Source organism: Methylobacterium sp. J-092 (genome assembly GCF_022829325.1).
In the GTDB taxonomy this organism is placed as follows: Bacteria; Pseudomonadota; Alphaproteobacteria; order Rhizobiales; family Beijerinckiaceae; genus Methylobacterium.
Genome location: NZ_JAKSXU010000045.1, coordinates 1 through 21,440, shown reverse-complemented (window position 1 = coordinate 21,440; position 21,440 = coordinate 1). Strand labels below are relative to the sequence as shown.

Genomic DNA, 21,440 nt, shown 5'->3' with positions numbered 1-21,440 from the left:
GATGGAACGACGGATGCTGTTCCCGGGCCGGGTGCTCCCGGCGCTGCTGATCCTGCCGCAACTGGTGCTGACCGGCGTCTTCTTCCTGTGGCCGGCCATCCAGGCGATCAAATCGAGCCTGGAGCGCGAGGACGCCTTCGGCACCAGCGCGGAATTCGTCGGCCTCGACAACTTCGCCGACCTGTTCGGCGATCCGCTCTACCTCGCTGCGATCGGGCGGACGCTGGTGTTTTGCGCCTGCGTGACCGGGATCGCGATGGGCGTGGCGCTCGTCCTCGCGGTCCTGGCCGACACCGAGATCCGGGGGCGCGCCTTCTACCGCACGATGCTGATCTGGCCCTACGCGGTGGCGCCGGCCATGGCGGCCGTGCTGTGGGTGCTGATGTTCCACCCGCAGATCGGTCTCGTCGGGGCGTGGCTGAACCGGATCGGGATCGCCTGGGACTACAAGCTCGACGGCACGCAGGCCATGGGGCTCGTAATTCTGGCCGCCGCGTGGAAACAGGTCAGCTACAACTTCATCTTCTTCCTGGCGGGCCTCCAGGCCATCCCGAAGACGATCATCGAGGCGGCCCGCATCGACGGCGCCCGCGGCGTCCGCCGGTTCCGCACCATCGTCCTGCCGCTGCTGATGCCGACCGTCTACTTCCTGCTCGTGGTCGACCTCGTCTACGCGGCCTTCGACACCTTCGCGACCGTCTACGCGGTGAACGGCGGAGGGCCCGGCCAGTCGACCCAGACGCTCGTCCTCAAGGTGTACCTCGACGGCGTCGTCAACGCGAACGTCGGCTCGTCCTCCGCGCAATCCGTGGTGCTGATGGCCGGCGTCATCGTCCTCTGCGCCCTGCAGTTCCGGTTCCTCGGGCGAAAGGCCGCCACCTGATGCGCCGGAGGATGCCCCCTCTGATCCCGCATGCCGTGCTGATCCTGGCGATCCTGCTCTTCGCCCTGCCGATCTGGATCGCCGTCGCGGGCTCGACCCAGGATTCGGCCGCGATCGCCCGTGGCGAGGTCTCGCTCGTCCCGCGCCTCTCCGGCCTCGGCGTCTACCGCGACGTGCTGGTGAACGGCTCGGCGGGGGCCGGGCCGGTCTGGCGCTCGCTGCTCGTCTCGGCCGCGATGGCGCTGGCGATCGCGTTCGGAAAGATCGCCCTGTCGCTGCCCTCGGCCTATGCGGTCACCTTCTTCCGCTTTCCCTTCCGCATGACCGCCTTCTGGCTGATCTTCCTGACGCTGATGCTGCCGGTCGAGGTGCGGCTGATCCCGACCTTCCAGGTCATGGCCTCCCTCGACCTCATCAACAGCTTCACGGGGCTGACGATCCCCCTCGTCGCCTCCGCCACGGCGACGCTGCTGTTCCGGCAGACGTTCCTCGCGGTTCCGGACGAGCTCGTGGAGGCGGCGCGCATGGACGGGGCCGGGCCCCTGCGCTTCCTGCGGGACATCCTGATCCCGGTCTCGGGCGCCAACATCGCGGCCTTGTTCGTCATCCTGTTCGTCTACGGGTGGAACCAGTACCTGTGGCCGCTCCTGGTCGCGACCGATCCGAAGCTCGACACGGTGGTCATCAGCATCGTCAAGATGGTCGGCGTCGACACCGCCACCGAATGGAACAAGGTCATGGCGACGGCGGTGCTGGCGCTGGTCCCGCCGGTCGCGGTGGTGCTCCTCATGCAGCGCTGGTTCGTGAAGGGCCTGACGGAGGGCGACAAGTGATGGCGGGCCTGAAACTCGACGGCCTGCGCAAGCGCTTCGGCAACAACGAGATCCTGAAGGGCGTCGACTTCGCCCTGGCGGACGGCGAGATGCTGGTCATCGTCGGCGCGTCGGGCTGCGGGAAATCCACCCTCCTGCGCATCGTGGCGGGGCTCGAGACGCCGTCCGCCGGGCGCGTCCTGATTGACGGGCGCGACGTCACCGGCCTCGACCCGTCGGCGCGCGACATCGCCATGGTGTTCCAGAACTACGCCCTGTACCCGCACATGAGCGTGTTCGAGAACATGGCCTACGCGCTGAAGATCCGCGGCCTTCCCCGCTCCGAGATCCGGGCTAAGGTCGATGCCGCCTCGGCCCTCCTGGGCCTGGAGGCGCTGCTCGAGCGCAAGCCGCGCCAGCTGTCCGGCGGCCAGCGCCAGCGGGTCGCCATGGGGCGCGCCATCGTCCGCGACCCGAAGCTGTTCCTGTTCGACGAGCCGCTGTCGAACCTCGACGCGAAGCTCAGGGTGCAGATGCGCGGCGAGATCCGCCGCCTCCAGCGCCGGCTGAAGGTGACGAGCCTCTACGTCACGCATGATCAGGTCGAGGCGATGACGCTCGGGGACCGGCTGCTCGTGATGCACCAGGGCGTGCCGGTGCAGCTGGCGACGCCGACGGAGGTGTTCGAGCGCCCGGCCGACACCTACGTCGCGGGCTTCATCGGCTCGCCGGCGATGAACCTGCTTCTCGGCACCCTCGGTCGCGACGGGACGTCGGTACGCGTGGCGGACGCGGACGTCGCGCTCGGGGCCTGGCGGTTCGACCGGCCCGACGGCCACCGGGTGGTGCTGGGCATCCGGCCGGAGCATGTCGTGCTCGACGCATTGGGCATGACCTGGCCGGTCGAGGTCGTGGAGCTGCTCGGGTCCGAGATGCTGGTGCATGCCGGACGCCCGGGCGGGGCGTCGCTCACGCTCAAGATCGCCAACGGCGCGCCCGTGGGCGACGCCATCCGGGTGTCGTTTCCCGCAGCCCACATCCACGTCTTCGACGAGGCGACCGGCTTGCGGATCGAGCCGGCCCTCGCATCCTCGCGCGTGAGGGAAGCCGGCTCGCGTGCGGATGCGGGGGCCTGACCGTGTTCCATCGGAGGACGCACCGCATGCGCTTCGTGACCGCCATCCTCCTCGCCTGCCTCGCGGGCCCGTCCGCGGCGTGGGCGCAGGCGGCGCCGCCCTCGCCCCGCGAGGTGCCGGCCAAGACGATTCCTGTACCGGACACCGTGAGCCCGGCCCTGCAGGCGATCATCGCCCAGCCGCTGCGGACGAACTGGGACAAGCCGCCGACGACCCCGGACAGCTGGAAGCAGCTCTCGGACGGCTTCGCGACGCTTGCCGCCCCGCAGATCGGGCCGATGTCCGAGCGTCTGCGGGTGACCGTGGCGCCGACGACGATCGACGGCGTGCGGGCGTACACGATCACCCCGACCGACATCCCCGCCGCGAACCGGGAGCGGATCGCGATCCACGTCCACGGCGGCTGCTACGTCCTCAACCCCCGCGAGGCCGCCCTGCCGGAGGCCATGCTGCTGGCCGGCTTCGGCCGGATGAAAGTGATCGCGGTCGACTACCGGATGCCGCCGGAGGCGTTCTTTCCGGCGGCGCTCGACGACGGCATGACGGTCTACAAGGCCGTGCTTCGGACCACCGCCCCCGGCCGGATCGCGGTCTTCGGAAGCTCGGCCGGCGGCGCCTTGACCCTCGCGATGATGCTGCGGGCCAAGGCGGAAGGCCTGCCGCTGCCCGGGGCCATCGCACCCGGCACGCCGATGTCGGACGCGACGCAACGCGGCGACTCGTTCCAGACCAACGCGAGGGTGGACAACGTGCTGGTCTCGCCGGCGGGATTCTGCGACGCGGCCACGAAATTCTACGCCGCGGGGCACGATCTCTCCGATCCCCTGCTTTCGCCGATCAACGGAGACGTGCGCGGATTCCCGCCGACGATCCTGACGACGGGCACGCGCGACCTCCTCCTCTCGAACACCGTCCGGATGCACCGCAAGCTTCGGCAGGCCGGGGTCGAGGCCGCGCTTCAGGTCTTCGAGGGGCAGTCGCACGCGCAGTTCTACCGGGACGATCGCGTGCCGGAGGTGAAGGAGGCGTTCGAAGAGATCGCGTCCTTCCTCGACCGGCATCTCGCGCGCTGAACCCGGGGCCGCCACGTCGCCCGCGACAGGCCTCGGGCGACGTGGCCTGCGGGGATGCGGCGGCCCGCAGACGAACCGGCCGCCTCCACGATCGCGGCCGCCTGTCACGATCTTGATCGGGGCACGCCTTCGAGGTCGAGCGAGGGCGTGTCATCCATGCGGCTCCTGCCGCGAAGAGCCGAAGCCCAGAGGACATCCATGGCGATCGCGCCCGTTGATCCGGCCCCGTCCAAGCCCCGGCCCTCCCAGGCCGTGCCGTCCAATCCCGCGCCGGCAACGGATCCCGGAACAGCGCCGGCGGCCGGGACGCTCGAGCGCCTCGGCATCCGCTTCACCGCCTGGGCGGAGCGCTGGTTTCCGGACGCCTTCATCTTCGTCGCCATCGCGGTCGTGATCGTCGCCCTCGGCGTCCTGGCCAACGGCGCGCCGGCGGCGTCCGTCGCCAAGAGCTTCGGGGACGGGTTCTGGAGCCTGATCCCCTTCACCATGCAGATGGCCTTCGTCACCATCGGCGGCTACGTCGTGGCGGTCTCGCCGCCGGTGCGGGCGCTGATCGAGCGCATGGCGCAGGTGCCCCGGACCGGGCGCGGGGCGGTCGGCTTCGTGGCGGGCGCGACGATGCTCTCGTCGTTCCTAAGCTGGGGCCTCAGCCTGATCTTCGGCGGCCTGCTGGTCCGGGCGCTCGCCCGGCGGACGGACCTCCGGATGGATTACCGGGCCGCGGGCGCGGCGGCCTATCTCGGGCTCGGCGCGACCTGGGCGCTCGGTCTCAGCTCCTCGGCGGCGCAGCTCCAGGCCAACCCTGCGAGCCTGACCAAGAGCCTGCTCGCGATCTCCGGCGTGATCCCGTTCAGCGAGACCATCTTCCTGTGGCAGTCGATGCTGATCGCGGCGATCCTGTTCGTCGTCTCGGTGGCGATCGCCTACGCCTCGGCGCCGCGCGGGGCGACGGCCGTCACCGCCGAGACCCTGGGCGTCGACGTGAGCCGCGAGTCGACCGACATCCCGCCGCCGCGCCAGCCCGGGGAGTGGCTGGAGCATTCGCCGCTCCTGACGATCCTCCTCGTGGTGATCGCCGGCGGCTGGATCGTGCAGGAATTCGCCCGTCAGTCGTGGATCGTCGCGATCTCGAACCTCAACACCTACAACCTGCTGTTCCTCACCCTGGGCCTGCTGCTGCACTGGCGGCCGAAGCGCTTCCTCGTGGCCGTCTCGAAGTCGGTGCCGGCGATCGCGGGCATCCTGATCCAGTATCCGCTCTACGCGGCGATCAGCGGGATGCTGACCGTGCCGAAGAACGCGGCCGGCGCCTCGGCGTCCGATGCGATCACCCATGCCTTCGTCAACCTCAACACCGCCGGCACCTTCCCGCTGACGATGGGCGTCTACTCGGCGATCCTCGGCTTCTTCGTGCCCTCGGGCGGCGGCAAGTGGCTGCTCGAGGCGCCCTACGTGCTCCAGGCAGCCAACGAGCTGAAGGTCCACCTCGGCTGGGCGGTGATGATCTACAACGCCGCCGAGGCGCTGCCGAACCTGATCAACCCGTTCTGGATGCTGCCGCTGGTCGGCATCATCGGCCTGAAGGCCCGGGACATCGTCGGCTTCAGCTTCCTCCAGCTCATCGTGCACCTGCCGCTGGTGCTGTTCCTGCTCTGGGCCCTGGCCTTCACGTTGACCTACCATCCGCCCGTCATGCCGTGAGGGCGAGGCGGCGGGAGGGTCAGATCTTGCGCGATGCGCCATGGCCGACGAGGACGGCGGCGCCGGCATCCGCGAGACGCTGCATCTGATCCTTCGGCGCGTCCGAATTCGTGACCAGCGTCCAGCGTTGCGGGAGAGCCGCCCAGGCGTTCTGCTCGGCCCGGCCGAGCTTGCTCGCGTCGGCGAGCACGATCACCCCGTTCGCCTGGCGCATCATCAGGGATTTGAGCGCCACCTGATCGAGGCTCGCCTCGCAGAGGCCGCGCCCCGCCACCACCCCGTCGGCGCTGAGGACGACGTGATCCGCGGTCATGAGGCGAAGCGCCTCGACGGCGAGGGGGCCGACCGTGCTCATGCTGGTGGCCCGCAAGGCGCCTCCCAGGACCACGAGCTCGATCCCCGGCGCCTCGGCGAGGGCGGGGAGCAGGGCGAGGTTGTTGGTGACGATGCGCAGGCGGCGCTTGGCGAGGAGCTGCCCGAATGCGGCGACCGTGGAGCCGGCATCGAGGATCAGCGTGTCGCCGTCCTCGACCAGCGTGATCGCCTTGCGGGCGATGGCGAGCTTCGCGGGCCCGTTCACGGCCATCCGCTCGGCCAAGGTCGTCTCGACCGGGTGGCCGGCGAGGATCGCGCCGCCGTAGGTCCGGCGGACGGCCCGGGTGGCGGAGAGGACCTGGAGATCGCGCCGGACCGTGGAGGCGGAGACGTCCAGGCGGGCGGCGACGTCGTCGACGTCGATCTCGCCGAGCTTCAGCGCCTCCAGCAGCAGCGCCTGACGCGCCTTGCTCCGCATCGACATGAGGACGACGACCCTACCGAGATGATCCGGTGCGCCCGATCCGACCCGGACGATCCCTTCGGGACGGCGGATCCGGGCGCGGCACGGGCTCGCCCGATCCGCCCTCCGCTCCGATCGAGGGGAGGGCGCATCATGCCGAAGGTCGGGCCGGCTGGCTATGCGGAAGCCGGTGCCGCCTTCGGCGCGAGGTCGACCGCCTGTCGCAGGGCCTCCATCAGGCTGCGCTCGTCGGCGACGCCCTTGCCGGCGATGTCGAAGGCGGTCCCGTGGTCGACCGAGGTGCGGATCACGGGAAGGCCCACGGTGATGTTCACGCCGGCCTCGAGACCGAGCACCTTGATCGGGCCGTGACCCTGATCGTGGTACATCGCGACGACCATGTCGTAGTCGCCGCGTCCGGCGAGGAAGAACAGCGTGTCGGCCGGCAGCGGGCCGCGCACGTCCCACCCCCGGGCCCGACAGGCCTCGACCGCCGGCGTGATCTTCTCCGCCTCCTCGCCGTGGCCGAACAGGCCGTTCTCGCCCGCGTGCGGGTTGATCGCGCAGACGCCGATCTTCGGGTTCGCGATGCCGGCCTTCACCAGCACCGCGTGCCCCCGCGCGATCACGCGCTCGACCAAGCCGGGCTCGATCTTCGCGATCGCGTCAACAAGGCCGATATGGGTCGTGACGTGGATCACCCGGAGTTTGGGCGAGACCAGCATCATCGAGACCTCCGGCGTGCCGGTCAGGTGGGCCAGCATCTCGGTATGACCGGGGAACTTGTGGCCGGCGGCATGAAGCGCCTCCTTGGACAGGGGCGCGGTGCAGATCCCGCCGGCCTCGCCCGCCTGCACCAGCTCGACGGCCTTGGCGATGAAGCGGTAGGCCGCCTCGCCGCCGACCGGCGACACCTGCCCGAACGGCAGGTCGGCGGGGACGACCTTGAGGTCGATGCATTGCACCGCCCCCGTGTCGAAGTCGGCCTCGCCGACATCGGCCAGGGCATCGACCGGTACCCGCGATCCGACGATCTCGCCCGCCTGCCGCAGGCGCCCGGCATCGCCGACGACCAGCGGACGGCACAGGGCCTGGACCTCGGCATGGGCAAGCGCCTTCATGATGATCTCGGGGCCGATGCCGGCCGGGTCACCCATGGTGATGGCGATGGTCGGACGTGTCATGAGAAGCTTCCTTCGATGCGGACCGCACGCAAGCGCTCGCGGATGCGGATGAGGCTGTCGGCGTCGCCGAAGGCGCCCGCCTTCGTCGCGACGGGGATGGCGAGGCGGCCGAGCGTGAGGCCGAGGGACACGCCGGGCTCGATCTCGTCGACGAGGCGGATCCCGTCGACGCCGAAGCGCGACAGGAGGGCGGAGGCGGTCTCGCCCCCGGTGGCCGCGAACGCGCCGATCGCGGCGCCCAACGGCGCGAGCGCGTCGGCGAGGGCATGCACGAGGCGGGGGCCGAGGGCCATATCGGGAACGCCCGCCATCGCGATCTCGACCAGGACGTCGTGCCCGGCGGCGATCGCGATCGCGACGCGCGCGACCGCAGCGGCCAAGTCGCCCGGATCACCGAGAAGGGTCTCGGACGAGACGGGCAGGTGGACGACGCCGTCGAGCGCCGCGAGCTTGCGGCTGGCCGCGCGGGAGGTCGTCGCAAGCGATCCCACCACGATCAAGCTGCCGCCCCGGCGCGACGCGATCCGCAACGGCGCGAGCGCCGGCCTCGCCTCGACCGCTGCGAGGGCGTGGGCAAGGCCGGCGCTGCCGACGAAGAACGGCGCCAGCCCGCCCGACGGGCCCGCGGCGGCGATGCGCAGGCCCTCGGCGGCGATGCGCAGGCCCGCGGCGGCGATGCGATCGAGATCCGCCTGGGTCTCGGCATCGCAGACGGCGACGACGTCGCCCGTGGCGGCGACCTGCCCGAGCGCCGACGCGAAGCCCGGGCCGCGCACCGTGACCAGCGGCACGGCCATCGTCCGGATCCCGGCCGTGCCCAGCACGAAAGCTAGGTCGGCGTTGGCGTAGCTGTGGTCCCGTGCCCAGACCTCGGCCTCCTCGAGGGGGCGCCCGTCGACCTGGACGCGCCCGCCGACGGTCGTCCGCCCAGTGGCCGGAAAGGCCGGGGCGCAGATCCCGAACACGGTTCCGGCGAAGCCGGCCTCGGCGCGGCCCTTCAGGTGACGGATCGCGGCGGCGGTCTCTGCGGCGGGCTGGCCGCGCAGGGTCGAGTCGATCTTCTTGAACAGGATCCGGTCCGGATCATGGAGGCGCCTCAGGCATTGGGCGTGCCGCTGCGCGGCAGCCGCGGCGGAGAGGCCCCGGCTGTCGGCATCGTAGGACAGCACCGGGAGATCCGCCGACCCGCATCCCGTCGCGGTTCCCCACGTCACCGCCGCCGCTCGGCCGCGACGACCGAAGGCGATGGCGCAATCGGCGGCGCCGGTCAGGTCGTCGGCGAGGATGAGCCAGCGCTCGGCCATGTCAGCGCCCGGCGACGACGCGGTCCGGCTCGGCCGTGCGGCCGGCAGGTGCGCTCCCCGTGACCTCCGCGATTTCGCCGTCGGCCCCCACGGGATCGCCGAACCGCCGCGCGGCCCAGGCGGTCGCCACGGGGACGAGGATGGCCGTGACGACGACGCAGGCGGCCACCAGGATCGTCGCCGGACCTGCGGCGTCGGCATAGGCCGGGTTGGCCGAGGCCACGATCGCGGGCACCGCCGCGGCGTTGCCGGCCGTCGAGGCGGCGGCGATCCCCGCGACCCCGGTCCCGCCGGTGAGCCGGTCCGCGAAGAAGAGCGGGATGCCCGTCACGACCACCACGGCGACGCCCATGGCGAGGCCGAGGAGGCCCGCCTGCCAGACCTTGGTGAGGTCAAGCCCCGCACCGAGCGCGAAGGCGAAGAACGGGATCATCACCGGGATGGCGCGGCCGAGGAAGGCACGCATCTCGCGGTCGAGGTTGCCGATGATCATGCCGACGAGGAGCGGCAGGATGGCGCCGACCAGCGTCTGCCAGGGAAAGGCCGAGAGTCCCGCGACCCCGAGCGTGACCATGGTGAGGAACGGCCCGCTCTCCAGCGACATGACCGTGTAGGCGCCCACGTCGCGCGGGCGGCCGTACTGGCCCATCAGCGCCATGTAGAGGCCGCCGTTCGTGTCGTTCATCGCGGCGACCACGGCCAGGGTGGACAGGCCCGCGAACATGCCGGCGGCGACCGGCGCCTCGCCCAGGACGCGTCCGAAGACCAGGCCCAGAAGCACGGCGATGCCGACCTTCACGAGCAGCAGGGTGCCGCCCTTCCTGGCGATGTACGGCGTCGCGCGGAAATCGATGCTCGCCCCCATGCACACGTAGAAGACGGCCAGGATGGTCAGCGCCCCGGAGAACAGGGCGCCCGTGAACGAGCCGAAAAGCTTCGGCGTGCCGGGGAAGAAGGTGGCGATGAGCGCCCCGGCGAGCAACGGAACCACCATCATGCCGCCGGGCACGGCTTCGATCGCCCGCTTGATCGGGATCTGCATCTCGGGCTCCTCCCTGCGCATTTTGCGCAGATTTTTCATTCTTGTGCTGATCAAACCCACAACGAGGTCATGCAGCGCATTCATTCTGCACTGTTTGCGCAGTTTGTCTACAAAGTCGTTCAAACCGCGCGATCCTAAACGTTCGACCAGCACGACAGATGCCGCATGGGGCGCCGTGTCGATCCTAGACAGGTGACGCGCACGCGGCGCGAAGACGTTGCGTGGGACGAGGCGGTTGTGACTGGTCCAAGGGCCACCCGCGATGCGGTGCTCGGCCGAGGGCGGCCTCTCCGGCCCGTCGCCCGGACAAGCCTTTCAGGGCCGTCGGTCAGGTCCCCGCCTGCTGGCGCCGGTATCCGCCCGGCGTCGTGCCGACCCGGCGGACGAACGCACGCCGATGTGGCCATGGACATCTCCCGTCCCGGCGCGCGCAGCCAGCTCGCGGAGCATGGGGACGTGATGCAGATCCTGCCGGTGGTTTCGGCCGATTCGAACGGCCTCTCTCGATTCCTCGGGATCGGGACCGGTGCGTCACCCGAGCCTGAAACCCATGGCTCCCCTTCCGGCTTTCCCCATTCCACAGAAAGGCGTGTGATGATCGACCTGAACACCGCGACCGCCGAGGAACTCGACACCGTAGCGGCGTTGAGGGGCCACGGCTTCGAGATCGTGCGGTACCGTGAGGAGCGTGGCCGTTTCACCAGTCTGCGGCAGCTCGACGAGGTGCCAGGTCTCAGTGGCAAGACGGGCGGCGTCGAGCGCGACGTCGATGTCGGCAAGACCTAGAGCATTCTCGAGCGAGGTGGATCGCTGCCCGCGTGAAGAAAATGCGATTCCACAACAAGATAGAGAATTTCCCGTGATCCAGGGATCACGCAAAATTCTCTAGCGTCCGGAACCCTCGCTGGCACCCGCGTCTCAGGGGTGGGACAGGGTCAGGTCGAGCTGCGCGCTTTCCGTATCCCGTCCCATCCGCCGATCCAGCGCTCGCAGGACCGGCGTGACCGAGACCCCATGCATGAGGATGGAGATCAGCACGGTCAGGCTGGCCGTGGCCCAGAGAAGGTCCGCCTGTGCGAACGTCGCGTGGCCCATGGCGAAGGACAGGTAGTAGACCGTCCCGAGGCCGCGGATGCCGAAGAAGCTGACCACCGCACGATCCTCGCGGGATCGACCGCTACCGAGAAGACCGAGCCAGCACGCGAGGGGTCGAACCACCAGTATCGCGATCAAGGCGAAGGCGGCGGCTGTCCATGTGAGGGCCTGGAGCAGCCCTCCGGCGGCCAGCATGGCTCCGAAGCCCACGAGAAGCACCATCATCAGCAGGCGCTCGAGCTCCTCGGCATAGCTGTGCATCTTGCGGTGATAGTCATGCCCGTGGCTGGAGGCGCGCAGGGCCAGGGCCGCCGCGAAGACGCCCACGAAGCCGTAACCGTCGACGGCCTGGACGCAGCCATAGGCGATGCAGGTCACCCCGAGGGCGACGAAGCCGTCGCCGGTCCGGGACAGCTTCGAGACGTTGGGGAGATGGAAGGTCAACCATCCCAAGGCCCGCCCGATCAGCGCGCCGAGGACGGCGCCGACGAGGATCTTCCAGAGGACGTCGACCGCGAACCAGTGTGACCAGGGTACGCCGGCAAAGCCACTCGTCCCCGCAAGGGCGATGGCGAGGTTCACGAAGGGGAAGGCGAGCCCGTCGTTGAGGCCGGCCTCGGAGGTCAGGGCGAAGCGGGGCTCGTCCTCGTTGTCCTCGGCAGGCTCTCCGACTTGGACGTCGGAAGCGAGCACCGGGTCGGTGGGTGCCAGCGCCGAGGCGAGAAGCAGGGCTCCCGCAGCGCCCAACCCGAGCAGGGCCGACCCAAGGAGGGTCAGGGCCAGGATGGTGAGCGGCATGCCGATGCCGAGCAGACGCCAAGTCATCGACCAGCGCTTCCAGCCGATGAAACGGTCGATCTTCAGACCAGCTCCCATCAGCGAGATGACGACCACCGCCTCGGTCGCGTGCTCGACGAGCGTGGGGTGCGTGCCGGGATGCGGGGTGAGCTCGCCGATGGCAGGGACGAGCGACAGGGCGGCACCGATGCCGACGCAGCAGATCGGCAAGGACAGGGGCAGGACCCGGAGCACCATCGGCAGCCATGCCGTCAGAAGCACCAGGACACCGAACCCGGCGACGACGAGGACATAGGTTTCCATTTCAGGGCGAACCGTCCCAGGTGCGGTCACGTTCCCGATACCGGCTCCTCTGCGACCCTGGCGACCTGCGGGACACCACAAACTATCGTCGATTTCCGACCGTCGGCCGCGGGAAGCGGTTCGAATTCGCGGCAGAGCGGGACTCCAAGCCCATCTGCAGGCGAGCGGCACTGACAAGGACAAGCTGACGGCAGGGCAGAAGGCCGAACGTCGCAGCCGCGCGGTGGCGGAACCACGCCGTCGCTACGACGCTCCGGCCACGCGAAGTTGCGGTTGGGCCAACGGTTTTTCGCGGTTTGGAACGCTGCCTCGCCGGGAATGCAGCTCGCTTTCCCGGCGCTCGCTGGGGTCATGCTGCTCGAGCGGCGACCTTCGCGAAGGTGCCGGTCGCGATCTGCTCTTGGAGCTGCGCCTTGAAGTCCGCGATGCCGAGGACCTGAACGGGATTGCCCGCATCGTCGAGGAACTCGTAGAGCGCATCCTCGATATTGCGGTTGCTGAAGAAGACGATCGCATCCTCGTCGCCGCCACCCTCCATGTGGGGGTCGGCGTTCGCGACGCCCGAGACGTAGCTGCCCGTCGGACGGGTCTCTTTCAGGGTTCCGTCCTCGCGGTAGAACCTCAACTCACCTTGCATCACCAGCGTCACGTACGGGCTCTTGTGCCGGTGCAGCATCACCCGCTGGTTGGCGGCGAACTTGAACACGACGTCGACGATGCGGTTCTCCTCGTCGACCTTGTAGACGAAGAAGGCGATGTGCGGCAGCCAGTCCAGGGTCCGCCAGGTAATGTTGGTTTCGTCGAACGTATGCTTGGACATTTTGTTTCCTTCCGTTCCCCCATCCCGCCGCACTCGGCGGACGCGCTGTTTTCAGCTGCTTCGGATGGTTCGACGTAGACGCAACGTCCTCCGCGATGAATCGATACGCGGCTTTTTCGCCGATCCGTCATGCGTCCGACGTCACCGGGCGATCACGTCCGTCCCTGACATGGGCCTCCGGTCAGCGCCTCTCGCTCCGCCTCGGGACTGCCATGGCCTCGATGAAGTTGCGGATTTCCGTCTGGCGCTTGTCGCCCTCCGTGACCTGGTCGTCCGGGCCGAGGCGCCAGGCGAGGTCCCGGGACATAACCCGCCAAGGTCGTCCCGGCTCCGGTCGCGCTTTCCCCGATCTCTTCAGGTCGAGGCCGGCATGCGCGACGCTTCAGCCCAGGGATGCCTCGGCTGCAACAAACGTGCGGATGGCTCGTTGATCGCCCATGTCCGCGAAGCGCCCCTTGGATGCCTCGGTGATCCTCGTGGTCGAGGACGACGATCTCGTTCGCCTATGCGCCGCCGAGATGCTTGAGGACGCAGGCCTGACGGTGATCGAGGCCGGCAACGCCGATGAGGCTTGGGACATCCTCGAACGGCGCTCGGATGTCGGGGTGCTGTTCACCGACATCGACATGCCCGGCTCGATGTGCGGCAAGACGCTGGCGGAGCGCGTCTACGCCTCGTGGCCGGATATCCGACTGGTCCTGACCTCCGGGCGACACCGCTTGGCGGATGAGGAGGTCCCCGATCACGGCCACTTCGTGTCCAAGCCCTACAGCACGCGGGATGTCGTGGAGGCCGTCGCGGACGCCAAGTAGGGCGCCCTCGACGTCAAGGTCGGTGCCAAGCCCCTCGTCGACAAGGCCATGGGGAGGCGTGATGCAGGCAAGGGCGGCGCGACCTGGGACAGGGCCCGCCGACTGGGGAAGTCGCGCCTTTCTACCAGTCGGTGCAAGCATAAAAACTACGGTTGCCGAAGCGGACCACCGTTCTTGTGCTCGTTCACCAAGCGCCTTGAGGCGATGCGAACAAGTAGCCGGCGACTGTTCCAGGACCACTTTGATGGGGGAAATCCAAGATGCCGGTTCGCGCTTTCGTGATTTTGATGCTGGGATCGATCGCGACGCCAGCCTTGGCCTTGCAACCGCAGGACACCCTGCGGGACTGGAGTGCCGCAACGGGCGCGGACCGTGATCGTCTGCTGCAGCAGCTAGAGAAATCCAGCGCAATAGCTGCTCCGCGCAAGGATGTGCTGTCCTGCCTCAATGATGCCGCGAGCATGAATGCGCATGCCGACTTGGCGATCGGCGATGTGTTCAGGGCCTGTGCCAAGCAAGCATCGGAAGACTCGATCTGAGTGCCGACCATCCCCTGACCTCGCGCGTGAAGCGGAGAGGCGTTTCAGGACGCAGGGGACGGCTATCAGCCGAGCGAAACAGATGCCGCCCACGAGGGCGATCTGAAAGCCATTGAGGTTTGGAACCGATGCTCACGCAAGCGGCTATTCTCGTGACGGCCCTCCTGTTCGGCGGGATGGTCCTGTACTCGTTCGGTTTCGCTTCGTTTCTGTTCAGCGCGCTGCCCGCCGACGCGGCAGGCCCACTGCTGCGCCGCGCCTTCCCGCATTTCTACATCTTCGTCATGGTGTGCGCCCTCGGTGGCGCGGCGCTGACAGCCACCATCGATAGGGCATCCGCACTCATACTGGGACTGATCGCCGTCACGGCGCTCCTCGCGCGCCAGATACTCATGCCGGCCATCAATGGCGCGACCGACATGGGTAATCGCGCTCGCTTCGGCATCCTTCATACCGGATCGGTCCTGGTGACCCTGGCTCACATCGTTGGGTCCTCCGCAGTAATCCTGAGACTTTCCGCCTAGCCGCGTCCGATCAGGGGCACTCTTGCAATGCCCGGGGGCATGCCAACGATATCTCGGGCTTTCAGGACAGCTCGATCACCGAACCGTAGAGAGGCTGGTCAAGCGACCGCATGGCGCGTCCGCGGTTGATGGGGTCTCGTCGCGCATTCAACCAACCGGGAAACGACCATGGCCCACGTCCTCGTCATCGGCGCCAGCAAAGGTATCGGCCTGGAGACCGTGAAAGCGTCGCTCGCGGCCGGACATCGCGTCCGGGCTTTCGCGCGTTCGGCCACGACCATGACCCTGTCCGGTACGGGTCTGGAGCGTTTCACGGGTGACGCGCTGAAGGCTGGAGATGTCGCCGCCGCCCTCGACGGCGTTGACGTCGTCGTCCAGGCGCTCGGGGTGCCGGTCAAGGATCTGCTCGGCCCGGTGACGCTGTTCTCGGACGCGACCAACATGCTGGTACCGGCCATGGAGAAAGCCGGGGTCAAGCGCCTTGTCGCCGTCACCGGCTTCGGCACGGGCGATAGCAGAGACTCCATCGGCCTGCTTCAGCGCGTCCCGTTCCGCCTCGTCTTCGGTCGCGCCTACGACGACAAGGATGCGCAGGAGATGCGCATCCGCAAGAGCGACCTCGACTGGACGTTCGTTCGGCCAGGGGTTCTCACGCCCGGATCGGCGACCGGCCGCTACAAGGTTCTCACCGAGCCCTCAAAGTGGCGGAACGGCCTGATCGCGCGGGCCGACGTCGCCCACTTCATCGTCGGGCAGGTCGACCAGCCGACCTACGTGCGAAAGGCCGTCGTCCTGATCGGCTGATCGACCACGGCCGGACCCAGGCATCCAAAAATTCCGTGACCCGTATCGGATGCCGTGACGCGGCATGCGTTACCCTCGGAGCGGCGCGGCTCCCGCCCGAGGCCCAGGTCGACCCGTCATGTTCGCCTCCGTCTACGTCATCCTGCCGGTCTCGGACCTCGCGCCCGCCGAGGCCATCCGCGCCTCGCTGGCGCCCTTCCAACGCGGCGGCAAGGCCTTGGCAATCCGGACCTCAGCCTGGCGACCGTGGCACACAGGCCCAGCGCGTCTCCAGCCGCCAAGTCCAGCCGATGTTCCAGGCGGAGGGCCAGACCTTGTCGGGCTTCGTCCTCGACCGACGCCTCAACCGCGCCATGCAGCGCCTCATCGAGGCCGAGGATGCCCGCCCGGTGAGTGCGATCACCTTTGATGTCGCTTTCGGAGACCTGTCCTACGTCAATCGGACCTTCCGCAAGCGCTTCGCCCTGACTCCGTCCCAGGTCCGCCGACTGGGCAGAACCACCGGCGGAGTAGCTTCGGGGCCGGCCGGAGCCCGCGAGTCACTGCGCGCTGAGCGGTAAAGCAGGCACAGACCTTCGAGCCAAAGCCGTAAGCATCGAAGCTCCTATCCATCCAACCCAAGCCGATGGGTTCATCCATTCGAAGCAGTCCACGCGAGGAGGGATCAGACGTCGGATCTCAGTCGCTACGCGCTCAGATTCAGCCGATAGCGATAGGCATCGCCCCGGAACAAGCCCTCGACGTACTCGATCATGACCGAGTCCTGGTTGTAGCTGTGGCGCTTGATCAGCAGGCATGGGAGGGGCCGTTCAAAGGCAAAGATCTCGCATTCGTCCGCCGTCGGCATGGTCGCCTCCACCGTCTGCTCGCAGCGCACGAGGCGGCCGCCCGGATGCTCGCCCAGGAAGGCGTAGACCGAGCCGGAAAGGTCGCCGGTCTCGAGGGCGGGCACCGCGCGGATGTTGTACCAGGCGACCTCGCGCGACATCGGCACGCCGTCGCCCGACCGGACGCGCGTCAGGCGCAGGAACGGGGCCGTCGAGGGGAGGCCGAAGATCGAGGCGATCGAGCGGTCCTCTGTGACCGTCCGCTCCAGAATGCGCGAGGACGGGATCTTCCCCAGCTCCCGCATCTCCTCCGTGAAGCCCTTGAGCCGATCCATGCCCGGGCGCACGGGCTCGGGGGGACGGCGCACGAGGAAGCCGGAGCGCCCGCGCGGCACGAGAAACTCGTCGTCGCTGAGCTCGGCATAGGCGCGCTGGACCGTGACGCGGCTGACCCCGAGGCTGTCGGCGAGCTGGCGCTCGGCCGGCAGGATGACGCCCGGCGGCAGCGAGCCCGAGAGGATCAGCTCGCGCAGCTGGCCCTCGATCTGCCGGTAGAGCGGCATCGCGGTGTCGCCGCGCAGGCGCAACAGAGACAGCACCGAGGGACGCTCGCCGCTCGCGATGTCCCGGTCGACCTCCCCCTGCATCGTCCGATTTTTGGGGCGCACGTCCGATCGACCTCCGGTACAGAGGCTTATATCGGATCGGCTCGGAGCGCTCCATGCGTGTCTTTGTCATCGGAAGCTTCGTGATCGCCTGCTCGGTCAAGGTCGCGCGGCTGCCGCAGGCGGGCGAGTCCCTCGACGGCTCGGCCTTCGTGGCCGAGCCCGGCGGCAAGGGCTTCAACCTCGCGTTCGCCGCGCACCGGCTCGGCGTCACGGTTGACGGGCTCTTTGCCGTGGGCACGGACGTGTTCTCCCCGGTGGTCCGCGCGACCTTCGCGCAGGTCGGGTTCTCCGAGGCCATGCTGGTGCCGCATGCCGGCTCGACGGGCGCCGGCGTCGCCTTCGTCGATGCAGCCGGCGAGAACTGCCTGGCGGTCTGCCTCGGCGCCAACCTCGCCCTCGCTGCGGAGGACGTCCGAGCCGCTGCCGCCCGCGTCGGGCAGGCGGACCTCGTGGCGGCGACGTTCGAATCGCCGGACGCCCCCATCCGCGAGGCCTTCGCCCTGGCTCGGACGCGGGGTCTTCCCACCCTGCTAAATCCCTCGCCGGTGCGTGCCCTCGACCCGGCGATCCTGGCCGACACTGCGATCCTCGTCGTCAATGCGGTGGAGGCGGCCGATCTGGGCCTCGGCGCTCCCGACGCCATCGCTGCGGCCCGGGCCGCGACGCCGGCCATCGCCGCCCTGCTGGACGGCGGCCTCGAGCTCCTGGTGGTGACCCTGGGGCAGTGCGGCGCGATCGCGTTCCGCCGCGGAGTGCCGCCCCTGCGCCAGCCGGCCTTCGCCGTGACGGCGGTCGATACGGTCGGGGCGGGGGACGCCTTCGCGGCCGGGCTGATGGCGGGCCTGCTCGCACAACAGCCCCTCGACGCGACCCTGCGGCAGGCCGCGGCCTGCGGCGCCCTCACGACCCGCCGGTTCGGGGCCTTCGACGCCTTTCCGACCGCGCAGGCGTTGGCCGCCTTCCTGGACGAAGCCGGACCTCGACTCAGGCCGCATCCAGGCACGGCGCCGTCTGCCCGCTGAACATCGAGAGCGAGGCGACGATGCTCAACAGCTCCGCCTGCCGCTTGGTCCCGGTCTTGTTGAAGATCGAGGTGAGCTGGGTGCGAACGGTGCTTGTCTGGACGCCGACGCTCTCGGCGTAGCTCTGCAGGCGCGAGCCCCCGGCCAGCGCCTGGAGCAGGCGCGCTTCCGCCGGGGTGAGGTCGAACAGCAGGTTCAGGAGGCCGTCATCCGGAACGGCCCACGCGCCGACGTGCACGAGGACGAGCAGCACCGCCGAGGCACCGAAGACGTCGCCGGGGTGCCGGTCCAGGCGCATGACGTGAGCGATCTGAGGGCGGTGGTCGGAATAGCCGCGCACCGGCATGCTCTGCGTCGCATGCCGGCCGCCGACGACGTTGCCGATCGCATCCTGCAGCAGCTTGCTGTTGATCAGGCTCTTGAACAGCAGGCCGCCGTGCTGGCCCGGCGGCAGGACCTCCTCCCGCTCCTGCATGCGGGCATTCATGGTCAACACCCGCCCCGAGGCCGACAGGACCGCCGCGGGAAGCCCGATCTGGTTGAGCGTCATGGTGGCCACGCGGGTGCGCTCGCAGCCGAACTGGGCGCCGAGTTGGCACGCACGCGCGAGATGGGGCCGCAGGGCGTCGAGCCGAGGCAGGATGGCGGCCTCATGGGGGCCGGTCCGGGCCCGGCGTTCGGCGGTGATGATCGCGACGTCGCCGGTCGCCAGGGGAATCGTCGTCCCCACCTGCCAGAACGGCGCGTCGACCTCGCAGGGCCGCCCGTCATGGGAGCCCGGCACGAGGTCGACGTCGCGCATGAAGCCCGCATGAGCCAGGGTGCGCCACTGCGCCGTGCGCCCGCTGCCGCGCCAGGAAGCCGTGGTCGTGTGATGACGCAGGCGCTGCTCCAAAGTCGGTGAGGCGATCCACCGGGGCATGCCGACGGGGGGCAGCACCATGAGCACGGCACCATCCGAGTTCGCCGTATCGCCAAGAGATTGAAGGACCTCCGGCCAGAGCTCGGGAGTGCCTGCAGCCTCGTAGATCCGGTCGATGAGAGCTTCCCGCATCAGCACGCCCCACGGTGATCCCGCTGATCGCGATAAGACCAATATCAGTCCAAAATCGACGGCGGTATCCCTCAAACGGATGATGCCGGCGACGAGGGACGGCGCCGCGAGCCCGGTTCCGGCAGGTTCGCCGGTGCGTCGCCTCGCCGGGGGCGGCGACGACGCGGCATCCAGCGTCGTGGGTGAAGCCGTGCAAAGGCCTGACGTGGCGGAGCTTTCCTGTTCGGCCGAGACGTCCGCGGCGGGCCTGCGGCGGCGCAGGCGGTGCCATCCGCCAGACGGAGGATGCTCGGGGTTCAACCATCCCTAGATTGTCGGCTCGCGGAAGGATCAGCCATGAGAACAATCGTCGCCAGCCTCATCGTCGTCTTGTCCTGCACCGGGATCCGGGCCGACGAGTTGAACGACATGCCGGACATCGCCTGCGCCCAAGCATCCTCGGCCCTGGAGCGCGCGCAAATCGAGTGCCCGGACGCCGACAATGCCGCGCCCGAGCCCCGGGCGGTGGCCTCGCCCCTCGACCGCCGGGAAGACGACTGAACGCAGTGCCGCCGCCATGGGCGTCATCGCCACGGCCCTGCTCGCCGGCGCGAGCCTTGGGCTGACCATCGCCGCGCCGATCGGGCCGACGAGCCTGCTTTGCGTCCAGCGCACGCTGGCAGGGGGCCTGCCGACGGGCGTCGCCACCGGGCTCGGCGTCGCCACCGTGCATCTGACATACGGGGGGCTGATGGTGCGCTGGAGCGCGGACTTGGCTGCGGCGTTCTCGAACGGGGCCGTGCTCTCCCTGGTCTCGGGGACGGTGCTGCTCGGCCTCGCAATCCGGGTGCTTCGCAGCGTTTCGGTCCTGCACGTGAGCGGCGAGCGCCGCCACACCCTCGCCGCGAGCTACGGCAGCGCGGTCGTGCTGGCCCTGGCGAATCCCATCACCCCCGTGCTGTTCCTGGCCGCCATGCCGGCCCTCCTCGCGCGCGCGGCCGCGCCGCTTCCGGCGCTAGCGTCCGGCGTCTTCCTGGGCTCGCTCAGCTGGTGGGTCGTGCTCAACACCGCCGTGTCCCTGTTCCGGCGCTGTGTCACCAATCAAGTTCTCGGCCGGATGAACAAGGCCGCCGGCCTCCTCCTCGCCGTCCTCGCGTTGAGCCTGCTGGCTCGGGGGTTGGACGGCCGCTGGGTGGGCCTTTTGGACGGTCCGCCCAGAGACGGGACACGATCGGCCGGCCCCCCGATCGGTGCCGAGGGGCCGCGCGGGACCGACCGGGCGACCGCGACACCCTCGCCACCGGTCACGACATCCTCCGCCCACTGTATGGCCGGGCCGTGGAACGCACCCTAGGTCGGCGTCCCCGTTACGATTCGGAATGATGGATATGCAATTTCAATATCGTCACAAAATTGCATTGATATTGTCCGCAGGATTGTTGCTGTCTTCGGCTCCCGTCGATTCACGGGAGGAGATGTTCATCGAAACCGTCGAAGGCTGGGACATCAATAAGACACTTCGAAACAACGATCCGCTTCCCTGTCAAATGACCCATTCCTATCGCGACATGACGGACGGGGGAGCTCAAAATTCGGTCGGGATTACGAGATCGGACGGGCAAATCGTATTCATGCTGTCGTATGAAAGATGGAATTGGTCGGAGGGTGAAAGTCTCAAATCAGATCTGATCACCGGAAACGAAACGATCAGCCCCGTCCCAACCTGGATCGGCAAGGGGACGATCCTGTACTGTCGTATACTCGACAGGGAAGTCCGCAAGCTGTCGCTGAGCCGGACGGTTTTCGTTCGGTTTCCCGAGGGAGATGCTGATTTCGACGTTTCGGGTATCGAGGGCGCACTTGCGGCGATGGACCGCTGCAATCGATCCGATACAAAAAACGGGATGGAGAGATAGTAATTCTGTGATTCAATTTGCATTATTATCGCTGAACATTGATAATTTTTGATTTGAATTACTTATACATCAAGACAATCACTTGCGCGAATGAGCCAATCATATAGATCGAAGCCTAGAAATACCGTGATTCTCCTCTCTTGGTTGTCGAAGGGATTCTTGGCGATGGTGGACGGCACGCGTCGGGCGATCCTCGGCGGCATCACTCTGGCGGCCGGTGCGCTCTCAGACCCTGTTTCATAAAGCTCGGGCGATCCGTCTGACGAGGATCATGGCTGCGGCGAGGACGAAGAAGGCGAGCGCAGAGGACGGGGTAGCCTCGTGGTCGCGAGCCAACCTGCGGCAGCGGGCGATCCAGCCGAAGCT

At 68.5% G+C, this 21,440-nt stretch carries 24 protein-coding genes and 1 pseudogene; 15 read left to right on the top strand and 10 right to left on the bottom strand.

Going from position 1 to position 21,440, the window contains the following annotated elements; all coding sequences use genetic code 11:
* Window position 1: 1 nt before the first annotated feature.
* The 5 genes from MKK60_RS02675 to MKK60_RS02655 all read left to right on the top strand — a co-directional run bounded on the left by MKK60_RS02675 (window position 2) and on the right by MKK60_RS02655 (window position 5,605).
* A complete protein-coding gene (locus MKK60_RS02675) occupies window positions 2-883 on the top strand; it encodes an ABC transporter permease subunit (protein WP_243983822.1) in 882 nt (293 codons plus the stop codon).
* A gap of 11 nt (window positions 884-894) precedes the next feature.
* Complete coding sequence (gene ugpE / locus MKK60_RS02670) at window positions 895-1,716, top strand: sn-glycerol-3-phosphate ABC transporter permease UgpE (protein ID WP_243932763.1); 822 nt, start codon at window positions 895-897, stop codon at window positions 1,714-1,716.
* Entirely contained in the window at window positions 1,716-2,831 is a 1,116-nt protein-coding gene (locus MKK60_RS02665; RefSeq protein ID WP_243983820.1) for an ABC transporter ATP-binding protein, read from the top strand. Before ugpE ends, MKK60_RS02665 begins: the two co-directional genes overlap by 1 nt.
* Before the next feature lie 26 nt (window positions 2,832-2,857).
* Window positions 2,858-3,904 (top strand): alpha/beta hydrolase, encoded by a 1,047-nt coding sequence (locus tag MKK60_RS02660; protein WP_243983819.1) that lies wholly within the window; start codon window positions 2,858-2,860, stop codon window positions 3,902-3,904.
* Window positions 3,905-4,102: 198 nt separating this feature from the next.
* Window positions 4,103-5,605: a short-chain fatty acid transporter gene (locus MKK60_RS02655; protein WP_243983817.1), complete on the top strand. Its 1,503-nt coding sequence runs from the start codon at window positions 4,103-4,105 to the stop codon at window positions 5,603-5,605.
* A gap of 19 nt (window positions 5,606-5,624) precedes the next feature.
* Here the strand turns inward: MKK60_RS02655 and MKK60_RS02650 are convergent, their stop codons facing one another.
* The 4 genes from MKK60_RS02650 to MKK60_RS02635 all read right to left on the bottom strand — a co-directional run bounded on the left by MKK60_RS02650 (window position 5,625) and on the right by MKK60_RS02635 (window position 9,913).
* A complete protein-coding gene (locus MKK60_RS02650) occupies window positions 5,625-6,404 on the bottom strand; it encodes a DeoR/GlpR family DNA-binding transcription regulator (RefSeq protein WP_243983815.1) in 780 nt (259 codons plus the stop codon).
* Between the two features lie 155 nt (window positions 6,405-6,559).
* On the bottom strand, window positions 6,560-7,567 hold the full coding sequence (gene pdxA, locus MKK60_RS02645) for a 4-hydroxythreonine-4-phosphate dehydrogenase PdxA (protein ID WP_147726469.1): 1,008 nt from the start codon (window positions 7,565-7,567) through the stop codon (window positions 6,560-6,562).
* Window positions 7,564-8,871: a four-carbon acid sugar kinase family protein gene (locus tag MKK60_RS02640; RefSeq protein WP_243983813.1), complete on the bottom strand. Its 1,308-nt coding sequence runs from the start codon at window positions 8,869-8,871 to the stop codon at window positions 7,564-7,566. The genes pdxA and MKK60_RS02640 overlap by 4 nt, the downstream gene beginning before the upstream one ends.
* Window position 8,872: 1 nt before the next feature.
* Window positions 8,873-9,913 carry a 2-keto-3-deoxygluconate permease gene (locus MKK60_RS02635; RefSeq protein ID WP_279593283.1) on the bottom strand — a complete coding sequence of 347 codons (1,041 nt, stop codon included), beginning with the start codon at window positions 9,911-9,913 and terminating at the stop codon, window positions 8,873-8,875.
* A gap of 405 nt (window positions 9,914-10,318) precedes the next feature.
* Between MKK60_RS02635 and MKK60_RS02630 the strand changes: the two genes are divergently transcribed.
* Window positions 10,319-10,699: a ComEA family DNA-binding protein gene (locus tag MKK60_RS02630; RefSeq protein WP_243983812.1), complete on the top strand. Its 381-nt coding sequence runs from the start codon at window positions 10,319-10,321 to the stop codon at window positions 10,697-10,699.
* Between the two features lie 132 nt (window positions 10,700-10,831).
* On the opposite strand, the gene MKK60_RS02625 is transcribed toward MKK60_RS02630, so the two are convergent.
* The 3 genes from MKK60_RS02625 to MKK60_RS28375 all read right to left on the bottom strand — a co-directional run bounded on the left by MKK60_RS02625 (window position 10,832) and on the right by MKK60_RS28375 (window position 13,236).
* Window positions 10,832-12,109, bottom strand: coding sequence for a cation:proton antiporter (locus MKK60_RS02625; RefSeq protein WP_147725579.1), 1,278 nt, complete (start codon window positions 12,107-12,109; stop codon window positions 10,832-10,834).
* 349 nt (window positions 12,110-12,458) lie between these two features.
* Window positions 12,459-12,929: a regulator gene (locus MKK60_RS02620; RefSeq protein ID WP_243983810.1), complete on the bottom strand. Its 471-nt coding sequence runs from the start codon at window positions 12,927-12,929 to the stop codon at window positions 12,459-12,461.
* Window positions 12,930-13,110: 181 nt separating this feature from the next.
* Window positions 13,111-13,236, bottom strand: coding sequence for a hypothetical protein (locus MKK60_RS28375; RefSeq protein ID WP_279603942.1), 126 nt, complete (start codon window positions 13,234-13,236; stop codon window positions 13,111-13,113).
* Window positions 13,237-13,366: 130 nt separating this feature from the next.
* Between MKK60_RS28375 and MKK60_RS02615 the strand changes: the two genes are divergently transcribed.
* The 5 genes from MKK60_RS02615 (at window position 13,367) to MKK60_RS28370 (ending at window position 16,168) form a co-directional block, all read left to right on the top strand.
* A complete protein-coding gene (locus MKK60_RS02615; RefSeq protein ID WP_147840804.1) occupies window positions 13,367-13,741 on the top strand; it encodes a response regulator in 375 nt (124 codons plus the stop codon).
* A gap of 260 nt (window positions 13,742-14,001) precedes the next feature.
* Window positions 14,002-14,280: a hypothetical protein gene (locus tag MKK60_RS02610; RefSeq protein WP_243983808.1), complete on the top strand. Its 279-nt coding sequence runs from the start codon at window positions 14,002-14,004 to the stop codon at window positions 14,278-14,280.
* Window positions 14,281-14,408: 128 nt separating this feature from the next.
* The gene (locus tag MKK60_RS02605) at window positions 14,409-14,804 is read left to right on the top strand and encodes a DUF4149 domain-containing protein (RefSeq protein WP_243983806.1); all 396 of its coding nucleotides are present in this window, start codon (window positions 14,409-14,411) and stop codon (window positions 14,802-14,804) included.
* A gap of 168 nt (window positions 14,805-14,972) precedes the next feature.
* Window positions 14,973-15,608, top strand: a complete 636-nt coding sequence (locus MKK60_RS02600; protein ID WP_243983804.1) for an NAD(P)-dependent oxidoreductase — start codon at window positions 14,973-14,975, stop codon at window positions 15,606-15,608.
* Window positions 15,506-16,168 carry a helix-turn-helix domain-containing protein gene (locus MKK60_RS28370; RefSeq protein WP_313901109.1) on the top strand — a complete coding sequence of 221 codons (663 nt, stop codon included), beginning with the start codon at window positions 15,506-15,508 and terminating at the stop codon, window positions 16,166-16,168. The genes MKK60_RS02600 and MKK60_RS28370 overlap by 103 nt, the downstream gene beginning before the upstream one ends.
* A 125-nt stretch (window positions 16,169-16,293) precedes the next feature.
* Here MKK60_RS28370 and MKK60_RS02590 read toward each other — a convergent pair whose 3' ends face one another.
* Window positions 16,294-17,103, bottom strand: coding sequence for a GntR family transcriptional regulator (locus MKK60_RS02590; RefSeq protein ID WP_243946009.1), 810 nt, complete (start codon window positions 17,101-17,103; stop codon window positions 16,294-16,296).
* A gap of 53 nt (window positions 17,104-17,156) precedes the next feature.
* Between MKK60_RS02590 and MKK60_RS02585 the strand changes: the two genes are divergently transcribed.
* Complete coding sequence (locus tag MKK60_RS02585; RefSeq protein WP_147858497.1) at window positions 17,157-18,125, top strand: PfkB family carbohydrate kinase; 969 nt, start codon at window positions 17,157-17,159, stop codon at window positions 18,123-18,125.
* Here the strand turns inward: MKK60_RS02585 and MKK60_RS02580 are convergent.
* Entirely contained in the window at window positions 18,088-19,479 is a 1,392-nt protein-coding gene (locus MKK60_RS02580; protein WP_243983800.1) for a helix-turn-helix transcriptional regulator, read from the bottom strand. The two genes, MKK60_RS02585 and MKK60_RS02580, sit on opposite strands and share 38 nt — an antisense overlap.
* A 36-nt stretch (window positions 19,480-19,515) precedes the next feature.
* Here MKK60_RS02580 and MKK60_RS02575 point away from each other — a divergent pair, with 36 nt between their 5' ends.
* Genes MKK60_RS02575 through MKK60_RS02565 form a run of 3 tightly spaced genes read left to right on the top strand, consistent with a single transcriptional unit; the run spans window position 19,516 to window position 21,074 of the window.
* Window positions 19,516-19,719 carry a hypothetical protein gene (locus MKK60_RS02575; RefSeq protein WP_243983798.1) on the top strand — a complete coding sequence of 68 codons (204 nt, stop codon included), beginning with the start codon at window positions 19,516-19,518 and terminating at the stop codon, window positions 19,717-19,719.
* A 16-nt stretch (window positions 19,720-19,735) separates the two neighbouring features.
* A complete protein-coding gene (locus MKK60_RS02570) occupies window positions 19,736-20,512 on the top strand; it encodes a LysE family transporter (RefSeq protein WP_243983797.1) in 777 nt (258 codons plus the stop codon).
* Window positions 20,513-20,537: 25 nt separating this feature from the next.
* Window positions 20,538-21,074 (top strand): hypothetical protein, encoded by a 537-nt coding sequence (locus tag MKK60_RS02565; protein WP_243983795.1) that lies wholly within the window; start codon window positions 20,538-20,540, stop codon window positions 21,072-21,074.
* A gap of 237 nt (window positions 21,075-21,311) precedes the next feature.
* On the opposite strand, the pseudogene MKK60_RS02560 reads toward MKK60_RS02565, so the two are convergent.
* Window positions 21,312-21,440, bottom strand: a pseudogene (locus MKK60_RS02560) (IS5/IS1182 family transposase); the annotation flags it as partial.